The 18,922-nt window shown below is 45.9% G+C and carries 21 protein-coding genes; 15 read left to right on the top strand and 6 right to left on the bottom strand.

The window, feature by feature from the left end; genetic code table 11:
- Positions 1-90: 90 nt before the first annotated feature.
- Together guaC and DVG79_RS04640 are read right to left on the bottom strand one after the other, a co-directional pair.
- A complete protein-coding gene (gene guaC / locus DVG79_RS04645) occupies positions 91-1,074 on the bottom strand; it encodes a GMP reductase (RefSeq protein ID WP_114595657.1) in 984 nt (327 codons plus the stop codon).
- 260 nt (positions 1,075-1,334) lie between these two features.
- Positions 1,335-1,877 (bottom strand): GNAT family N-acetyltransferase, encoded by a 543-nt coding sequence (locus DVG79_RS04640; protein WP_114595656.1) that lies wholly within the window; start codon positions 1,875-1,877, stop codon positions 1,335-1,337.
- A 702-nt stretch (positions 1,878-2,579) separates the two neighbouring features.
- On the opposite strand from DVG79_RS04640, the gene DVG79_RS04630 reads away from it, so the two are divergent.
- The 6 genes from DVG79_RS04630 to DVG79_RS04605 all read left to right on the top strand — a co-directional run bounded on the left by DVG79_RS04630 (position 2,580) and on the right by DVG79_RS04605 (position 7,286).
- A complete protein-coding gene (locus DVG79_RS04630) occupies positions 2,580-2,780 on the top strand; it encodes a cold-shock protein (RefSeq protein WP_012370557.1) in 201 nt (66 codons plus the stop codon).
- A gap of 202 nt (positions 2,781-2,982) precedes the next feature.
- Positions 2,983-3,183, top strand: a complete 201-nt coding sequence (locus DVG79_RS04625) for a cold-shock protein (protein ID WP_012370557.1) — start codon at positions 2,983-2,985, stop codon at positions 3,181-3,183.
- Between the two features lie 90 nt (positions 3,184-3,273).
- Complete coding sequence (locus DVG79_RS04620) at positions 3,274-3,660, top strand: nuclear transport factor 2 family protein (protein WP_147269812.1); 387 nt, start codon at positions 3,274-3,276, stop codon at positions 3,658-3,660.
- A 188-nt stretch (positions 3,661-3,848) separates the two neighbouring features.
- Positions 3,849-4,913 carry a 3-phosphoserine/phosphohydroxythreonine transaminase gene (gene serC, locus DVG79_RS04615; protein WP_114595654.1) on the top strand — a complete coding sequence of 355 codons (1,065 nt, stop codon included), beginning with the start codon at positions 3,849-3,851 and terminating at the stop codon, positions 4,911-4,913.
- Complete coding sequence (locus DVG79_RS04610) at positions 4,914-6,071, top strand: phosphoglycerate dehydrogenase (protein ID WP_114595653.1); 1,158 nt, start codon at positions 4,914-4,916, stop codon at positions 6,069-6,071.
- 12 nt (positions 6,072-6,083) lie between these two features.
- Positions 6,084-7,286 carry a DUF1015 domain-containing protein gene (locus tag DVG79_RS04605; RefSeq protein WP_114595652.1) on the top strand — a complete coding sequence of 401 codons (1,203 nt, stop codon included), beginning with the start codon at positions 6,084-6,086 and terminating at the stop codon, positions 7,284-7,286.
- A 69-nt stretch (positions 7,287-7,355) separates the two neighbouring features.
- On the opposite strand, the gene DVG79_RS04600 is transcribed toward DVG79_RS04605, so the two are convergent.
- Entirely contained in the window at positions 7,356-9,140 is a 1,785-nt protein-coding gene (locus DVG79_RS04600; protein ID WP_114595651.1) for a glycoside hydrolase family 13 protein, read from the bottom strand.
- A gap of 202 nt (positions 9,141-9,342) precedes the next feature.
- Between DVG79_RS04600 and DVG79_RS04595 the strand changes: the two genes are divergently transcribed.
- Together DVG79_RS04595 and DVG79_RS04590 are read left to right on the top strand one after the other, a co-directional pair.
- Complete coding sequence (locus DVG79_RS04595) at positions 9,343-10,056, top strand: YebC/PmpR family DNA-binding transcriptional regulator (protein ID WP_114595650.1); 714 nt, start codon at positions 9,343-9,345, stop codon at positions 10,054-10,056.
- A 360-nt stretch (positions 10,057-10,416) separates the two neighbouring features.
- Positions 10,417-10,710 carry a hypothetical protein gene (locus DVG79_RS04590; RefSeq protein ID WP_114595649.1) on the top strand — a complete coding sequence of 98 codons (294 nt, stop codon included), beginning with the start codon at positions 10,417-10,419 and terminating at the stop codon, positions 10,708-10,710.
- Between the two features lie 41 nt (positions 10,711-10,751).
- On the opposite strand, the gene DVG79_RS04585 is transcribed toward DVG79_RS04590, so the two are convergent.
- Positions 10,752-11,024: a hypothetical protein gene (locus DVG79_RS04585; RefSeq protein ID WP_114595648.1), complete on the bottom strand. Its 273-nt coding sequence runs from the start codon at positions 11,022-11,024 to the stop codon at positions 10,752-10,754.
- Between the two features lie 350 nt (positions 11,025-11,374).
- Here DVG79_RS04585 and DVG79_RS04580 point away from each other — a divergent pair, with 350 nt between their 5' ends.
- The 7 genes from DVG79_RS04580 to mnhG are packed head-to-tail and all read left to right on the top strand — an operon-like array spanning position 11,375 to position 17,167.
- Entirely contained in the window at positions 11,375-13,780 is a 2,406-nt protein-coding gene (locus DVG79_RS04580) for a Na+/H+ antiporter subunit A (RefSeq protein WP_114595647.1), read from the top strand.
- Positions 13,777-14,217 carry a Na(+)/H(+) antiporter subunit B gene (locus tag DVG79_RS04575; protein ID WP_034769866.1) on the top strand — a complete coding sequence of 147 codons (441 nt, stop codon included), beginning with the start codon at positions 13,777-13,779 and terminating at the stop codon, positions 14,215-14,217. Before DVG79_RS04580 ends, DVG79_RS04575 begins: the two co-directional genes overlap by 4 nt.
- Positions 14,218-14,220: 3 nt before the next feature.
- A complete protein-coding gene (locus DVG79_RS04570) occupies positions 14,221-14,562 on the top strand; it encodes a Na(+)/H(+) antiporter subunit C (RefSeq protein ID WP_114595646.1) in 342 nt (113 codons plus the stop codon).
- Complete coding sequence (locus DVG79_RS04565) at positions 14,555-16,039, top strand: Na+/H+ antiporter subunit D (RefSeq protein ID WP_114595645.1); 1,485 nt, start codon at positions 14,555-14,557, stop codon at positions 16,037-16,039. Before DVG79_RS04570 ends, DVG79_RS04565 begins: the two co-directional genes overlap by 8 nt.
- 3 nt (positions 16,040-16,042) lie before the next feature.
- Positions 16,043-16,519, top strand: coding sequence for a Na+/H+ antiporter subunit E (locus tag DVG79_RS04560; protein ID WP_114595644.1), 477 nt, complete (start codon positions 16,043-16,045; stop codon positions 16,517-16,519).
- A complete protein-coding gene (locus tag DVG79_RS04555; protein WP_114595643.1) occupies positions 16,519-16,803 on the top strand; it encodes a Na(+)/H(+) antiporter subunit F1 in 285 nt (94 codons plus the stop codon). Before DVG79_RS04560 ends, DVG79_RS04555 begins: the two co-directional genes overlap by 1 nt.
- Positions 16,787-17,167, top strand: coding sequence for a monovalent cation/H(+) antiporter subunit G (mnhG, locus tag DVG79_RS04550; RefSeq protein ID WP_114595642.1), 381 nt, complete (start codon positions 16,787-16,789; stop codon positions 17,165-17,167). The genes DVG79_RS04555 and mnhG overlap by 17 nt, the downstream gene beginning before the upstream one ends.
- Before the next feature lie 57 nt (positions 17,168-17,224).
- Here the strand turns inward: mnhG and DVG79_RS04545 are convergent, their stop codons facing one another.
- Together DVG79_RS04545 and DVG79_RS04540 are read right to left on the bottom strand one after the other, a co-directional pair.
- Positions 17,225-17,671: an Rrf2 family transcriptional regulator gene (locus DVG79_RS04545; protein ID WP_114595641.1), complete on the bottom strand. Its 447-nt coding sequence runs from the start codon at positions 17,669-17,671 to the stop codon at positions 17,225-17,227.
- Positions 17,672-17,863: 192 nt separating this feature from the next.
- Positions 17,864-18,757 (bottom strand): glycerophosphodiester phosphodiesterase, encoded by an 894-nt coding sequence (locus DVG79_RS04540; RefSeq protein WP_114595640.1) that lies wholly within the window; start codon positions 18,755-18,757, stop codon positions 17,864-17,866.
- Between the last annotated feature and the right edge of the window lie 165 nt (positions 18,758-18,922).

Raw genomic sequence — 18,922 nt, 5'->3', positions numbered from 1 at the left:
TCTTTACCCGTTTTCCTTTTAAGTAAGCGTTTACAATTAACTGCAAAAAAAATCGGAGTGAGACCCAAGATTGGTCCCACTCCGACTTGTTTAATACACTTTGTCGCCGTTAAAAATTGAATTTTTGACAACGACATAATCAACCGTTCGAATCGCCTGCAGTCTATTGCCGCCCGCATAGGAAATCGCCGATTGCAAATCTTGTTCCATCTCAATCAGGGTGTCGGACAAACTTCCTTTAAATTCAACGAACATCTTTTTACCCTCGACATTCTTCTTTTCACCTTTTTGAAATTCCGAAGCGGACCCGAAGTATTCCTTCACCTGTAAACCGTCGACTTCCTGCATTTCACCAGGAGACTCTTCGTGTCCGGCAAACAATGAACCGATCATGACCATCGTCGCCCCGAAACGGACCGATTTAGCAATGTCTCCGTGTGTCCGGATACCACCATCTGCAATGATTGGTTTACTGGCAGCCTTGGCACACCATCTCAATGCTGCCAACTGCCATCCACCCGTACCGAATCCCGTTTTAATTTTCGTAATGCAAACCTTCCCTGGTCCGATCCCGACTTTTGTTGCATCTGCGCCGGCATGTTCCAGTTCGCGAACAGCTTCCGGTGTCCCGACGTTACCTGCGATGACAAAGCTGTCCGGTAACACGTGTTTGATATGTTGGATCATCCGGATGACCGCTTCCGAATGTCCATGCGCGATATCAATCGTGATATATTCCGGCGTCAATTCTTCGTGTGCCAATGTCTCGATGAACGCATATTCTTCCGTTTTCACACCGACACTGATGGAAGCAATCAATCCCCGTTCCTGCATCGTGCGAACAAAGTTCAGTCGCGTTTCCGGCTCAAACCGGTGCATGATATAAAAATAGCCGTTTTCAGCTAAAAAAGTTGCGATTTTTTCATCGATGATCGTCTGCATATTAGCTGGCACGACAGGCAATTTAAAGCGTCGTCCTCCAAATTCGACCGTCGTATCACATTCCGAACGACTTCCAACGATTGATTTAGCTGGAATCAATTGAATATCTTCGTAATCAAATACTACATCCATCACTAACACCTCAAATAACGAATATTTTTTATAAATAACACTTTAACGTTCGTACTATAATACTGTAACGAACAATTAATGGTTTGTCAAAAACATTTCGTCAAAAAACATACTTTCAGGAAAAAAAGGCACTTAACGTTCGGATTTAAGGTTATTCCACTCTGTCAATTGACCATTTCAGTGATTTATCTTAAAAAAAGATAGATTCCGTTTCTTTTATAACCCGGTCATCAGGACGATGTCACTTTGATATGGATCTGTTAACCGGGTGCAAACTCTTCTTTTAACAGCGCGAACAAAATAAAATCTTCCCATGCACCGTTTATGTACAAGCTTTTTTTCGCAAGCCCTTCTCTTCTGAATCCCACTTTTTCTAATACTCGGATGGAACCGATGTTTTCCGGCATCACTTCCGCCCGTAGACGGTGAAACTGATGGGTCTCAAATAAAAGCCTTGCCGCCTGTCGAACAGCTTCCGCCATGATTCCTTTTCCATTGTGTTCGCGGTCCAATTGATATCCGATCATACATGTCTCGGCCGGAAACCGTTCGACGAAAGCTGCAGAAACTTCACCGATTAATTGATTGGTTTCCGTTAAAAAGATTCCATAGGCATATGATCGATCCGCCAAACTGTTTTCAAGCATCTGTTCGATTCGTTCCAATTGCTTCGGCAATGTATAACTACCTGGTTTCGGTTTTACAGGCATCCAGTATTCAAAATGTACTTGATTCCGAAGATTTAACCGGAGTAGCTGCTCTGCATCAGACAGTTGATATGGTCGAAGAAAAATGGTTCCCATGATTAATTTCCTCCTTTAAAAAATAGTATGAATTCATAATTCTTTAACTTTAGAGAGTTAAAGCGTTTGATAATTCTTTTTTCGGGAAAACTATAAAATATCTGAATAAGTAACAAAATGTTTACAAACGGGTTGTAAACAATTAAAAGGAGGAGAGCATGCGTATAAATACAGATACAGAGTTATTTAAACAAATCGAATTAAAAAATAAGCACGCTCTCGAAGCGTTATACGATCGGTACGAAAAGTCCTTATACTTACTTCTCACACGTATGTTGAATGACGAAAAAAGAGTTCAACTTACGTTAAGACAAATTTTTCAGGATGTCTGGACAAGCCCGAACCAACACCCTTCTATTCACGGCTATTTGATTACTGCTGTAAAACAAGTCCGATCCCAACGCGAACCGATCCATTAATCCTTTCGCGATTTTGTTCCTCCTATATAGATATTCGAATATAGATATTCGAACTGCATGCATACATTCCTTTAAGGAATAACTTTTCTTCAAGTGAGTTTGATAATTTTAGGGGGAATTGCCACTTTTTTTGTTTATTACTTCCTTTTCTCATTTTTTCATGGTATATTATAAACAATTATTGTTGTTCGGTGGAGATATAAAGGTTACACTTTTGACTCGATGAAATTGATCACAGTAGTAATAATCAGTGTGACTCAGTCATACGCAGGAGGCAACACACATGGAACAAGGTAAAGTAAAATGGTTTAACGCAGAAAAAGGTTTTGGCTTCATCGAACGTGAAAGCGGCGACGACGTTTTCGTTCACTTCTCAGCTATTCAAACAGACGGTTTCAAATCACTTGACGAAGGTCAAGAAGTTTCGTTTGAAGTTGAAGAAGGCCAACGCGGACCGCAAGCAACTAACGTTACTAAACTTTAATTTTCCTGAGAGGATCCGCAGCTGCGGATCCTCTTTTTTAATTCTTTTCCGCCTACCCCTATCTTTTTCAAACCGGACATGGTATATTATTAAGTAATTATTGTTGTTCGGTGGAGATATAAAGGTTACACTTTTGACTCGATGAAATTGATCACGGTAGTAATAATCAGTATGGCTCAGTCATACGCAGGAGGCAACACACATGGAACAAGGTAAAGTAAAATGGTTTAACGCAGAAAAAGGTTTTGGCTTCATCGAACGTGAAAGCGGCGACGACGTTTTCGTTCACTTCTCAGCTATTCAAACAGACGGTTTCAAATCACTTGACGAAGGTCAAGAAGTTTCGTTTGAAGTTGAAGAAGGCCAACGCGGACCACAAGCAACTAACGTTACTAAACTTTAATTTTTCAAGACTCTGCTGTTGCAGGGTCTTTTTTTGTTTTATCTTTTTTTGAAATCTCATCATTCAGGTAAGGACGAAAGGATGATTCTCATGGAAACTTCAGCTAAACATGAACAGCTTCAACTCCTCTTGACAAACCGTCATGATTATTTGATGCAAGGTAACCGGAAAGAGATGCATCAATTGTTATCATCCGATTTTTCTTTTGTTGACGGACAAGGCCGGCAGTTCGATGCCGAGACGTATCTCGATCATTATGTCGATCCGGATCAAATTCAGTGGAGCGATCAACTCAGCGAGTCGATTGTCGTCGAAGTTTTCGAAACGACGGCCCTGGTACAGGAAATCGTGGAAGATCATTTCTCATACGGTCGCAGCATGTATGTCGGTCGCTTCCGAAGTGTTTCGCTTTATCACTGGACGAGCGAAGGCTGGAAGTGGCACTTTCATCAACTTACGCCGCTTGACCCGTCCTGAATTCCATACTTTCTTCAGATACATCGATCGGATCAGTCTCCCTTTAGGAGAACTGGTCTTTTTTTGTCGAACGCTCCCCCTGTTCCAAAAAATTCAAGTTCCTTTCGAAATGGAGTTTGATTAACTGTTTTCATTCCGTTACACTTTAGTTGTGAATATTTTCTGAAAATTATTGGAGGCGGAATGAGATGACGGTTTTTAATTTTTCAGCTGGTCCGGCAGTCCTACCGGTACCGGTTTTACTTAAGGCTCAATCTGAGCTTCTGAACTACCAAGGTTCTGGACAATCCGTTTTGGAATTAAGTCATCGTTCTGCCTTGTTTGAAAATATCCTTCAGGATACAGAGGCTTTGCTTCGGGAACTCTTGCAGATTCCGGATCATTACCATGTTTTATTTTTACAAGGCGGGGCAACGCTTCAATTTTCCATGTTGCCGTTGAACTTGGCGACGAATCAGCAACGCGTCGACTTCATCGATACAGGCAGCTGGTCACAAAAAGCGATGCAGGATGCCGCGGCTTTTGTAAAAACAAGTATCGTTGCTTCATCTAATGCGGACAACTACCGTTCGATTCCGGCCGGTCCCATTTATTCTGACGCGGATTATCTGCATCTCACATGGAACAATACGCTTGAAGGAACGACTTTCACCGACGTTCCACAAGTCGATGTTCCGTTAGTGGCTGATTTCTCCTCCTCCATTTTATCGGAACCGATTGATGTCAGTCAGTTTGATGTGATTTATGCGGGAGCTCAAAAAAATCTCGGGTCAGCCGGAATGACGCTTGTCATCATAAAAGATGAGCTGTTACAACGTACACCAGACCGTTTAGGTTCCTATTTACGGTACGATACACATGCCGCTCATCATTCTTTATACAATACACCGCCCACATACAGCATCTATTTGACGAAACTGGTCCTCGAATGGATCAAGGAGCAGGGATTCGATACGGTCGTCGAGCGTAATCACAAGCAAGCGGCTTCCCTTTACGCGTACTTGGACCAGTCTGCCCTATTTTCAAATCACGTCGCCCTGCCGGACCGGAGCCGAATGAACATTCCTTTTACTACCGGTCACACGGAATTAGATAAACAATTTCTGCAATTTGCAGAACGTCATCATCTCGTCAATTTAAAAGGACATCGATCTGTCGGAGGAATGCGCGCAAGTCTCTATAACGCGATGCCGACTGCAGGCGTCGATGCCCTTATTGCCATCTTAAAACGATTTGAACAGGGGGAACGTTAAATGCATCATATACAACTTTGGAATGACGTGTCGGAAAAAGGATTAAAACGCTTCACCGATCAATATGTCGTCAAACAAGACATCGAAACAGCGGATGCGTTTCTTGTTCGCAGTAAAGATTTACATGGCATGAAGTTTCCGACTTCCTTGAAAGCGGTCGCCCGTGCCGGCGTCGGTGTCAATAACATCCCACTTGATCAACTGGCGAATCGGGGGATTCCCGTCTTTTCGACGCCTGGTGCGAATGCCAATGCCGTCAAAGAGCTTGTCATTGCCAGCCTGTTCTTGACGGCCCGAAAACTAATCCCGAGTATCCTATGGACAAACAACCTGCGTGGACCGGATATCCCCGAACGGATCGAGGCGAATAAAAAACAATTTGCCGGTACGGAATTACTCGGGAAACGAATCGGCATCGTCGGACTTGGTGCCATCGGAGCGAGTTTAGCGAATACACTCCACGAACTCGGCATGACGGTTTCCGGCTATGATCCCCATATGTCTGTCGAGTCCGCATGGCGTGTCTCGAATCAGGTCCATCGTGTCACCAATCTCGAAGAGTTGCTGGCAACAAGTGATTACATCACGTTGCATCTGCCATTAATTGATGCGACCCAGCATCTGCTTGATGAGCGGTTGCTCGGTAAAATCAAACAAGGTGCAACCTTGCTTAATTTTTCACGTGGTGAATTGATCGATGAACAGGCTTTGGCCACCGTCTTGAAGTCCGGCCGTCTGGCCAATTATGTCACCGATTTCCCGAATGCCTTCATTCTCTCTCTGCCTCGTGTCACTCCGTTGCCGCATATCGGAGCGTCGACAGCGGAAGCAGAAGAAAATTGTGCCATCATGGCTGTTGATCAATTGAAGTTGTTCCTTGAGACCGGTAATATTCGGAACGCAGTCAATTTTCCGTCCGTCGAGTTACCCTATTCCGGTAAACGACGTATCACGATTGCGCACCAAAACATTCCGAACATGGTCGGTCAAATTGCCTCAGTCCTTGCGACCGAACAAATCAACATTGCCAACATGATCAACGGCAGTAAAGATGGCATCGCCTACACGATCATCGATATTGATAACCATCTCGATGAAACCATCTCATTACAACAACTAAATGCCATTCCAGGTGTATTAAAAACAAGACTACTTTAAGGAGCGATGATTATGCCTACGTTTGAACCTTTCCACGCCTTGCGACCTGATCCGAAATATGCAGAAGCGTTCTCTTCCCTCCCGTACGATGTCTTTAATCGGGCGGAGGGACGTTTAGAAGTCCGGCGGCGTCCGCTGTCTTTTTTACGAATCGATAAGGCAGAAGTGACGTTACCGGATCTGATCGATGATCATGATTCGCGTGTGTATCAACAAGCTGCTCTGCATTTCAAGGAAGCGATGGAACGCGGTATTCTCCTGACAGACGAGGTCGAGAGTTATTATCTCTATCGTCTAACCGACGGTGAGCACACGCAGACCGGTTTTGTCGGCTGTGTCTCTGTCGCGGATTATGATCAGGGCATCATTCGGAAACACGAATTCACACGACCGGATAAAGAACGGGATCGCGTCCGCCACGTCCAGTCACTTGCTGCCCATACCGGTCCGATTTTGCTGGCCCATCACGCAGATGACGAACTGAACCGAGTCGTCACGGAACAGACCAATCAAGTCCCCCTCTATCACTTTACAGCTGAAGACGGGATTGAACATACGATCTACAAAGTTACGGACCGCGATGCCATGATGACAATCGGCAGTCAGTTCGCCCGTCACGATCACCTGTATATTGCTGACGGACACCACCGGGCGGAAGCAGCCGCACAAGTGGCACGGTTGAATCCTCACGAAGATGCCGGACTGTTTCTCGCCGTCTCTTTCTCAAGTGATCAATTGAACATCCAAGGTTACCATCGCGTTGTTGAAGATTTGTACGGTCAGTCTGTCGATGACTTGCTGGAAAGAATCAGCAGCCGGTTCACTATTACGAAGGGACGCGCAACAGAAACAAAAAGACACCGGTTTGAAATGTATGTCAAACAGACCTGGTACACACTCGATTATGAGAAAAACCGTCCTTCTGTCAAAGAGGATCTCGATGTTGCCATCCTTCAAGATGAATTGTTGACACCCTTTCTCGGAATCGAAGATCCTCGGACGGATGCACGGATTCAGTTCGTCGGTGGTGTGAGAGGTTATACCGGGCTTGAGCAACTCGTCGACCAAGGTACGATGGCTGTCGCGTTCCATCTCCATCCAACCAGCTTAACCGAGCTGATGGCAGTTGCTGATGCGGGCGAAGTCATGCCTCCGAAGTCGACCTGGTTCGAACCTAAATTGAGAAGTGGTCTGCTGATTCATCCGTTTTTCTGAGTCTTTCCAAGCATATAAAAAACATCTGTTCAGAAAGTAGTCTTTTCTGAACAGATGTTTTTTGTTCGGTTATTCTTGTTCTATTTGGAGAATTTTCCCGGACACCCTTCCTACAGTGACCGATTCCGTATAACGTTGTCCGTCCATCAAATCAACGGTTGGATCTGTCAAATCAAAATGGACGTCCTCTGAACCATTGTTAAACAAAATCAAATAAGTCGCTTCATCGGATTGGCGACGAATCAGAAAACTTGCCGACGCGTCATTCAGTTGTTCGAATTGATAGCCGCTGGCATTGGCGAGACCCGGATGTTGCTTCCGTAAATCAATCAACCGCGTAATATACGCCAAGAGGTCCGCATCTTGTTCCGCCGGATCCCAGACCATACACTTCCGGTTATCCGGATCCTGGCCACCCGTCAAACCAATTTCATCGCCATAATAAATGACCGGACTTCCCGTGAACGTCAAGAGCGACAACATCAACAGCTTCATCCGCTCACGGTTCCCGTCTGCCCGCGTCAAAGCACGAGGTGTATCATGGGAATCAACGAGATTAAACATCACTTCGTTGACATTCATCGTGTTGCTGTTTAAATTCCTTGCGACGGCATGACTGAATGCAGAGGCCGTACTTTCGTTCGTCGCAAAAAAGGTTAAAAAGGCTTCCGTCAAGCCATAATTCATGACCGCATCAAACTGATCACCGAGCAACCACCCTTGCGAATCCGTCCAACATTCCCCGACGATATACGCTTCAGGATTAGCAGCACGCACTTCCCGCCGGAACTCGCGCCAAAACGCATGGTCCACTTCACTCGCGACATCCAGTCGCCAACCATCAACCCCGAACTCTTCCACCCAGTAACGCCCTACCTTTAATAGATAGTCTTTCACATCCGGATGGGCCGTATTGAGTTTCGGCATATTGCTTTCAAAAGCAAATACTTCATAATTGGGTATCGGTGTTGATTGGACCGGGAACGAATCAATCATAAACCAGTTTGCATACTGCGATTCTTTCCCATGAGCTAAAACGTCTTGGAAGGCCGGATGCTCGACGCTGACATGATTAAAGACCGCATCGAGTAAAATCCGGATTCCATTTTGGTGAAGCAATCGAACCATTTCCCGAAACGTTTCTTCTGTCCCGAAACTCGGATCCAGACGTAAATAATCAAGAGTGTCGTATTTATGGTTAGACGGTGCGACAAAGACCGGACAAAAATAAATGCCGGTAATCCCCAGGTCTTTTAAGTAATCGATATGATCGATCACTCCTTGAAAATCGCCTCCGAAGTGATTATTAAAGGCTGGTGCCTCGGCACCCCAGGCGATGGTATCCGGCCGATCATTCGTTACATCCCCGTTTGCGAACCGATCTGGAAAAATTTGATACCAGACCGTATCTTTCACCCATGCCGGAGTGTCAAATACATCCACCGCATTCATATACGGAACAGCAAAATAGTAGCCCGGGTGATCAAGCGGTACCTCATCGTACCACCCGCGTTCGGTGTAAACGGCGGATTCACCGTCTGCATGAACTCTGAAGCCGTAACGGACCCGCTTCTTTTTCGGTTGAATCGCGATAAACCAAAAATCGTGTGTCGCATCCGATCCCGCGAACGTCATCTCTGCCGTCGCCGTTTTCCAAAACTTCTCTTTATCCGGATCAAAGTTCCAATCCCGATCTTCTTCTTTTTCCGCATCCCATTCATAAGGATCGCCATGAATCAATTCGACACGATCCACGTCTCCCTTTGCCGACATCAGACGGATATGTACCGTATCTCGATCGTATGTATAGACATACGGCGACAGGGCCCGGTGAAACACAGCTGCTTTATTCATAGTCCCTCTCCTCTCACATGCTAGATTTCATCTTCTGTTACTTCCCGATTTCAGACTGGTTGTAAACGTTAATCATGAAAAAACACGTATTTTGCTATCTTTTCAGTTTAGCAATCAACAACTTATGCGGTATACTGATGAGGCAGAAGGAACCAGTAAGTTCCTAATTAAATCGAAGTCATGTGAAAGCGAGTGGATTCTGATGGGTCGTAAATGGAATAACATTAAAGAAAAAAAGGCGTCGAAAGACAAAAATACTAGTCGCGTCTATGCGAAGTTCGGTCGGGAGATTTATGTGGCCGCTAAACAAGGGGAGCCGGACCCTGAATCCAACCAGGCGTTAAAAGTGGTTCTCGAGCGTGCGAAGACATATAGTGTTCCACGCGCTATCGTCGATCGGGCCATCGAAAAAGCAAAAGGCGGCGCAGAAGAAAACTTTGACGTGTTACGTTACGAAGGATTTGGACCAAGCGGTTCAATGGTCATCGTCGAAACATTGACGAACAATGTTAACCGGACAGCTTCAGACGTTCGGGCCGCTTTTGGTAAAAACGGCGGAAACATGGGGGTCAGTGGATCGGTCGCTTACATGTTTGATGCGACAGCCATCTTTGCTTTCGAAGGCAAATCAGCTGACGATGTCCTAGAATTGATGATGGAAGCGGATATCGATGTCCGTGACATCTTGGAAGAAGAAGAATCGGTCATCATCTATGCCGAGCCGGAACAGTTCCATACTGTTCAAGAAACACTGAAAGAAGCAGGAATCACTGACTTTTCAGTTGCAGAACTGGTCATGCTCGCCCAAAATGAAGTGACGTTATCCGACGAAGACGTCCAACAGTTCGAAAAAATGATTGATGCACTGGAAGACTTGGAAGACGTCCAGCAAGTCTATCACAACGTTGAACTTTGAGTATCGATTCATTAACAAATTAGTTTAATACCGGTTTTTAGACACAAAAAGGAGTTGGACTTACATCCAACTCCTTTTTGTGTCTTTTTTTTCAGCTACATCTGACACATTTTAAGACCTCTGTTTAGAAAAGAACAGGTCTCCTCCACTACTACTCAGCTCACGCCCATCGTTTACGATAGTCACGCGCTGTCGTGAATTATCATAAAGTATGAAACGCGTTTCATAGCAAATAAAACTTAAAAAAATAAAGATTCTTTTAAAAGGTTTAATTTTTCTATATACTGGGAAAAGACATAATCGATACTGATTGGTGATTGCTCGTTAGGTCACATGGTTTTCACATAAGGAGGAAATAGCATGTCATATTCATTGATTGAAACTTTTAAACGAATCGTAAGCGAAGCTAACCGCTTCAACCGAGTTGATTTCGGCGGTTACGATATTTATATGCAAGCAAACGATGGACGGACGATTACGGCAAAAATTCGTTTTGACGGTGGTGGTCAAGATCAAAACGAAGCGTACCTGTCTCTTGAATCCAGTACCGGCCATAGTCGGATGACGACTCTAACGTTACATCAATTTGAGCATCTCTCTTCGTATGCTGCGCACAGCGAACGAATTCAAGCACTTGTTTCGACAAGCGCTTAATTCTATACATGACAACACGCTCTCAGACGAGAGCGTGTTTTTTACTGGTTATCTTCTTTTTCCAGACGTTCCAGTTCGGCATGCGTTTGCGGAAACCCGTTGGCTTGCCAATCCGCCCGGTGAATCGAATCGAGTTGTGTCAGTCCGACTTCTGTTTCATCCTTTTTGGCATCAATGCTCGGTTGACGATCGAGTGCAGCTGGATTGCTGAATCCTTCTGACGAATCCCCCGCTTGCTTATAACGCTTGATGACTAACGCAGATAGGGCTGCGATTCCACCAATGACCAAACCTTGTTTAAATGACTTTTTCATGACGGCACCTCTGTTCGCTGAATTTTTAGACTTAGTTGGTTTTCCCTGAAAAAGACGATTGTAATCAAATTACCCTTGTCTTTTAAAATTTTTTCGGACTTTTTTTCTCATTTTTCTGCCGTGTTCCTACATATTTAATAATTTACTCAAAAACCGCTTTCCTGCACTACATCAGGAAGGTTCGCGTCATGCAGAGAGCCGAAATCTACGTTATACTTTTAACAGATGCTTCATGAGAATCGAATGATTGGATAAAAAGGACTCGTCACAAGCACGACTGCTCGCTTGCGTACTACGTCCTTCTTTCATTTTTTTCGATGAAATGAACGATATGAAAAGGAGGGAATCATGTGTCATTGCTTCATTTGGCAATTTTATTGCCGCTACTCGTCAGTCTCTTCATTCCATTGCTGTATAAAAAAATTCGATCGGTACACACCGGCTGGTTCGTTTTACTCGTTCCGCTGACATTGGTCGCCTATTTCAGTCAATTCCTCAGCCAGACGATGGCCAGAAAAACAGTCGTTGCGACGATGAAATGGATTCCTTCGCTCGATATCAACTTTACTGCTTACGTGGACGGTCTGGGTCTGCTGTTTGCATTGTTGATTACCGGAATCGGTTCGCTCGTCGTCCTGTATTCCATCTATTATCTTGATGCTAAAAAAGAAGCTCTTCATAATTTTTATGTTTACCTACTTCTTTTCATGACGGCGATGCTCGGAATCGTCTTATCTGACAATATGATCGTCATGTATCTATTTTGGGAATTGACATCAATTTCGTCCTTCCTTTTAATCGGTTATTGGTACGAGCGGGAACGCTCCCGTTACGGTGCACAAAAGTCGATGCTCATTACTGTATTCGGTGGTTTGTCGATGCTCGGCGGAATCTCCCTGCTGTCGCTGCTGTCCGGTTCATTCAGTATCCGGGAATCGCTGGCGACGGTCGGCACTTATTCAGGTGATCCGCTCTTCACCGTGTCGCTTGTTCTGTTTTTACTGGCAGCTTTTACAAAATCGGCTCAGTTCCCGTTTCATATCTGGTTACCGGATGCAATGGAAGCGCCGACCCCGGTCAGTGCTTACCTCCACTCGGCCACAATGGTCAAGGCCGGTCTGTATCTCGTCGCCCGGATGAGTCCCATCTTTGCTGAAACACCACTCTGGTTTTATCTGGTCTCGTCTGTCGGAATGTTCACACTCTTCTGGGGGTCGCTCAACGCCGTCAAACAGGTCGATTTAAAAGCGATTTTAGCGTATTCGACGATTTCCCAACTCGGTCTGATCATGTCATTGCTCGGACTCGGAGCTGCTGCATTGCAGGTCGAAATCTTACCGGACAGCCTCTATACGGTTGCGACCGTTGCTGCCGTCTTCCATTTGATTAACCATGCCACATTCAAAGGAAGTCTCTTCATGATGGCGGGGATTGTTGATCACGAGACCGGCACACGGGATATCCGAAAACTCGGCGGCTTATCGCAACTGATGCCGGTGACGTTTACGATCGCGACGATCGGCACGTTGTCGATGGCAGGGGTCCCACCCTTCAACGGTTTCTTGAGTAAGGAAATGTTTTTAACCGGTGTGCTCGAAGTATCAGAGTCCGGATTGTTCCATCTCGATACAATCGGACTCTTGTTCCCGTTCGTTGCGGTCATCGGCAGCATCTTTACATTTGTCTACAGTATTTTAATTGTCTACCGGACGTTCCTCGGTCCAAGACAACTCGAGAAGTTGCCGAAAAAACCGCATGAAGCACCGATCGGCATGCTGATTCCGCCGCTCGTTCTTGTTTCATTGGTCATTTTGATCGGCTTGTTCCCGAACCTGTTGTCGAACACATTGATCCGTCCGGCCGCTGAAGCGATTTTACCGAAAGTGATTGCAAATGGCGGGACGATTCCAGTCGAGATCAAACTCTGGCACGGATTTAACCTGGAACTGTTCTTAACCGTCCTGATCATCTCAGTCGGTACGGTTTTATTCCTGACTTTACCGAAATGGCGCTCGTTGTATCACCGGATGCCGAAACAGGTTTCACTCAATCATCAATATGACGCCCTGTTGCGTCGAGGGGAACGGACATCGACCGCTATCCATGATACAGTCATGACTGGCTACATGCGGTCTTACTTGGTCTACATCTTCGGTTTTATCGTCATCCTGATTTTATCGAGCCTGTATTTCCTTGACGCCTTCCGGTTTGATGTGAATCCACTCAGTACGGTTCACACTTATGAAGTCGTCTTAGTCCTTGTCCTCGTGGGCAGCGCCTTGTCGATTACGTTTGCCCGGTCCCGTTTGACATCGATTATTCTGCTTGGTGTCGTCGGTTATACGGTCGCGCTGTTCTTCGTCTTATTCCGGGCACCGGACCTGGCTTTGACGCAACTCGTCATCGAAACGGTGTCCGTCGCTTTGTTCCTGCTTGTGTTTTATCATATGCCGGAAATCAGCCGGAAAGAGGAACGGATTAAGTTTAAACTTGGCAATGCCGCCATCTCGGCACTCGTCGGGTTAAGCGTCACATTGGTCGCACTGGCTTCACTCAGCCAACGTTCATTCGCTTCGATTGCCCAGTATTACATCGACAACGTGGCGGACTTAGCCGCCGGCGGTAATATGGTCAACGTCATCCTCGTCGACTTCCGGGGTTTTGATACGTTGTTTGAAATCAGTGTATTAGCAATTGCCGGTCTTGGTATCTACGCGATGATTAATTTCCGGAAGACAGGAGGAACCGATAAATGAAAAATCCGATCAAAAAGCATACGAATGACGTCATCTTGGAATCTGCGACGACGTTCATCACGTTCATCATCTTTTTGTTTGCCGTCTACCTGTTTTTCGCCGGTCATTACACACCGGGCGGCGGCTTCGTCGGCGGTCTTGTAACGGCTTCCGCCCTCGTCTTGATCTTGCTTGCCTTTGATATCAAGACGCTTCGGCAAATCCTGCCCGTCGATTATAAACAGATGACAGCCATCGGAATGCTGATTTCCGTCCTGACAGCGTCAGGTGCCCTGTTGTTCAACAAACCATTTTTCACACATGCCCACGACTATTTTAATTTGCCGCTGTTCGGAAAAACGTCCTTACACACGGCGATGCTGTTCGATTTAGGGGTGTACCTTGTCGTCGTCGGTGTGACGATGACGATTATTCAAACGATTGGGGAGAGTGATTAACGCATGGAAATCATCATGGCGATTGCAGCAGGCATCCTGACGATGTGTGCCGTCTATCTCATTCTTTCAAAAAGTGTCTTACGTATCATTATCGGAACGGGCTTACTCAGTCACGCCGCTCATTTGCTCGTCATGACGATGGGCGGTCTGAAGACTGGTGCCGCTCCCGTCCTCAAAGACGGCGTCACCCAGTATACGGACCCACTGCCACAAGCGCTTGTCTTGACGGCTATCGTCATCAGCTTTGGAGTGACCGCATTTTTCCTTGTCCTGGCTTATCGGGCTTATCAGGAACTGGGAACAGACAATCTGGAGGAAATGAAAGGAACCGATACGCATGATTAATTTACCGTTACTACCGCTTTTAATTCCACTGATCACCGGTGTCATCTTGATGCTGTTTCCGAACCGGCTTCATCTGCAACAAACGTTTTCGCTTGCTTCGACCTTTTTAACGATCGTCGCAGCCGGCTATCTCGTTTATAGCGTCCGCCAAGACGGCATTCTGACCGTTACACTCGGCAGCTGGCCGGCTCCGTTCGGAATCACGCTCGTATCAGATATGTTATCAGCCTTGCTCGTCCTGACGACAAGCTTACTCGTCTTTTTTGTCGTCTGGTATTCCATGTATTATTTATCCGACTTGCATCAACGGTTTTACTATTACATCGCCGTTCAGTTTTTACTCGTCGGGGTCAATGGTGCTTTCACGACAGGTGATATTTTCAACATGTTCGTCTTTTTCGAAGTGTTTCTAATTTCGTCTTACGTCTTGATTGTTCTTGGAGGCAAGCCGGCGCAACTTCGGGAATCACTGAAGTATTTGTTGATTAACGTCATTTCATCCGCTTTGTTCGTCATGACCGTCGCCTTTTTATATGGTGTCATTGGTTCCTTGAGTATGGCTGATATTTCACAAAAGATTACTGAAATCAATCAACCCGGTATCCTCAGTGTCATCGCAGTTCTGTTTTTAATTGTCTTTGGCTTAAAGGGCGCCATCTTCCCGTTGTACTTTTGGCTTCCGGGCTCCTACCAAGTGCCTCCGACACCCGTTCTTGCGCTGTTCGGCGCCTTGTTGACGAAAGTTGGTGTCTACGGGATCTTGCGGACATACAGCCTGTTTTTCTCGCACCAGCAAGAGTTTACGCACCAAATTCTCGGTTGGCTTGCACTGGCAACGATCGTCATCGGTGTCATCGGTGCGCTGGCGACACGTGACGTGAAACAAATCTTAATCTATAACATCATCGTTGCGGTCGGCGTCATCTTGTATGGTGTTTCCGTCATGACCCGTCAGTCACTTGAAGGAGCGGTCTTCTACCTGATTCATGACATGTTGATCAAGGCGGCCTTGTTCCTGTTGATCGGTGTCATGATTGGTATCGCCGGATCAAGTCGTCTAAAAGACATGGGCGGAATGATCAAAGACTATCCCTTACTCGGGTGGACGTATTTCATCGCTGCATTATCACTCGCCGGAATTCCGCCACTCAGCGGGTTCATCGGAAAACTGCTGATCGTCCGGGGTGGTTTTGAAGCCGGGGATTTAGTCGGTCCGTTCGTCGTCTTGATTTCAAGTCTGCTCGTGCTCTATTCCGTAATGCAGATTTTCATCCGGGGATTCTGGGGAACACCGAAAACCTACAGTGGACCGAAACGCCACCTGATGAAGCAGTTGCTCGCACCGGCACTTATTTTGGTTGGGATTACCGTTTTGTACGGTATCGGAACGGAAGCGGTCCGGCCGTTCATCTCGCAGGCGGTTGATCCACTTGTCGATCCCTCAATTTATATTCAAGCTGTACTGAAGGAGGATTAATCCATGCCATTTCAGTTATTACTCAATATCTTGCTTGCGTTCCTCTGGATGTTTCTTGCGAACTCCTTCTCGGCGTCATCGTTCATCATCGGTTATTTACTAGGATTGATTGCGATGTTCGCAATGCGGCGGGGGTTCAGCAGCCGGTTTTATCTCGGACCGTTCATCGCCTTGATCCGACTTGTCATTCGTTTTTTATATGAACTGGTTGTTGCGAACCTTCAGGTGCTGTCCATCATCCTGAAACCGCGTCTTGATATTAAGCCCGGTATCTTTGCCTATGAAACCGAACTCGAACACAATTGGCAAATTACATTGCTATCGATGCTGATTACGTTGACACCGGGTACATTGGTCGTCGATATTTCGGACGATAACAAAACGTTGTACATTCATGCCCTGCACATGCCCGAGGCGGATGATGCCGTCGCCTCGATCCGCAACAGTTTTGAGAAAGCCATCTTGGAGGTGAGCCGCTGATGTTCGAGACGTTACTATTCATCGCTTTAGGAGGCGTCTTTCTGTCCATGCTCGGTTTATTTTACCGGGTCATCAAAGGACCATCCGTTGCTGACCGGGTCATCGCCCTCGACTCGATCGGGATCAGCTTGATTTCCGTCGTCGGTCTCGTATCCATCATCCTTCGGACAAGCGACTATCTTGAAGTCATTTTATTGATTGGGATATTAGCTTTCATCGGGACCGTCGCCTTCTCTAAATTCATCGAGAAAGGAGAGATCATCGAACGTGACCGCAATCAGTGATTATTTTGTAGCTGCCTTTGCATTGATCGGGGCATTTTTCAGCCTTGTGACGGCACTAGGCCTTATCCGGTTACCTGACCTCTACACACGCGCGCATGCCGCCTCTAAGAGTGCGACACTCGGCGTCATGAGCATCCTCATTGGCGTCATCATCTATTTCGTCGTGGAAGATGGATTTTTCTCTTCCCGCGTCTTGCTCGGAATCCTGTTTGTTTTGATTACAGCACCAATCGGCGGACATTTAATTGCCCGCGCCGCGTATTACAGTGATGTTCCGCTATGGAAAGGATCTGTTCAAGATGACCTTGCCAAAAACCCGGAACATGTAACGCCTAAAAAACGGCCCGGTCCAAAATTAAAATGAGCTGACTCCTTTTTAACTTAACTAGACACACATACAAAAACGGATGCCACCGTTCACTTAACGTGAAGGGTTAGCATCCGTTTTTGCAAATAACAAATTCAGTTCGTATGGGTTTTTGAGTAGCTCGGCTAATGTATGTTGCTCCAGTTCACGGATGAAGGCGCGCAACGCACGACCAAGAATCCCCTTGAGTTGACATTGAGGTTCGATGACACAATGGCCATCTGCGGCAAAACATTCGACGATATCCATCGGCTCCATCTCACGAACGACTTTTCCGATATTGATTTCCTCCGGATCGCGAATCAACCGGAGTCCGCCTGTTCGTCCGCGTGTCGATTCCACGTATCCAAGCTTCGTCAATTGTTGTGTCACTTTCATCAAATGATTGGAAGATATCCCATAATGATTGGCAATCGCCGGCATCGGTGTGACTTCTTCTCGGTGAAGACCTAAATAAATCAGAACGCGAAGTCCATAGTCTGTATATTGAGTGATTCGCATGTCTTTCCTCTCTTCCCTGTTCATGGAACCCGTTTTAAATCCCACTTAACACTGTTGTTACATCGTATCATGTTCGATACCAATCGAACATAAACGATGTGCTTTTATCAGTATACGTAACGGAAAGAGACTTAGATGTCATCTGAACAAAAAAAGTCAATTTCCTGAACAGGAAACTGACTTTTAAACGATTCATTTCTTTTTCATGTCATGTAATACTTCGTTGAAGCGATCCGCATAGTTCGTAAAAACTCCTGTCACGCCGTAATCGAGCATCCGTTCCATGTCGACTTTCTCGTTCACCGTGTAAGGATGAAGCAACAGGCCACGTTCCCGAATCATTGCCGTATTTTCGCGCGTCAGTCCTTTAAATGAGGGTCCGAGTCCGACTGCGTATGTCTGAATTTCGTCAAGTGCCTCAGGCGTGAGTGATTGGACTGTTGATGCTTCCATCAGCTGGACGAGTGGAAACCCTTCATCAAGTGCTTTAACTTTTAATAGACTTGCTTGACTGAACGATTGAATCATGACTTGTCCCGGTTTAACACGCTCGCTGGATAGACCATGATCTTTTAATGTTTTCAGTAGTTTTTCTTCCATTCCCGGGTAAACTTCAGGTGATTTTGTTTCAATATAATAGTTCGCATGTTTGCCATATTTATCAAAAATCTCATCAAGTGTCGGAACTTGGAGTCCCTTATATTCAGCCTTCGCATAATCAGGATTCGCTGTATTGAACCAGCTTCCCGCATCGAGGCGTTTGATTTCAGCTAATGTCTTGTCTTTGACGGCACCGGTTCCGTTCGTCGTCCGATCGACCGTCTCATCGTGCATCGCAATCAATTGACCGTCCTTCGTCATCTGCAAATCGATTTCGATGTAGTCGGCTTTTAATTTTTTATGGCTTAGTTGATACGCTGTCATCGTATGTTCCGGTGCATACCCGGAAGCACCTCGGTGGGCAATGTTAACGACACGATTTGGATCGAGTAGATCATGTTTGCCATGTGCCGAAGCGTCAATACTCCCAAAACTCGTTGCGGCAATTGCTCCTGTAAGTACGGTAACGCCAATCTGTTTCATCATGTTGTATTTCCCCCTTAAAAGTAACTTACAGACTGAATCTTACGTGACGACTGTGAAGGAAACATATAGGTAAGGTGAAGAAGTTTTTAGAATCGATGACAGACTTGTAATCAAACGGATCACCAGCTTATCTGAAAAAACGAAAAGAGGCGTTCTCCCTCTCGT

The sequence above is a fragment of the Exiguobacterium sp. RIT594 genome, assembly GCF_003339585.1.
Lineage (GTDB): Bacteria > Bacillota > Bacilli > Exiguobacteriales > Exiguobacteriaceae > Exiguobacterium_A.
This window is presented reverse-complemented; position numbering and strand designations above follow the sequence as displayed.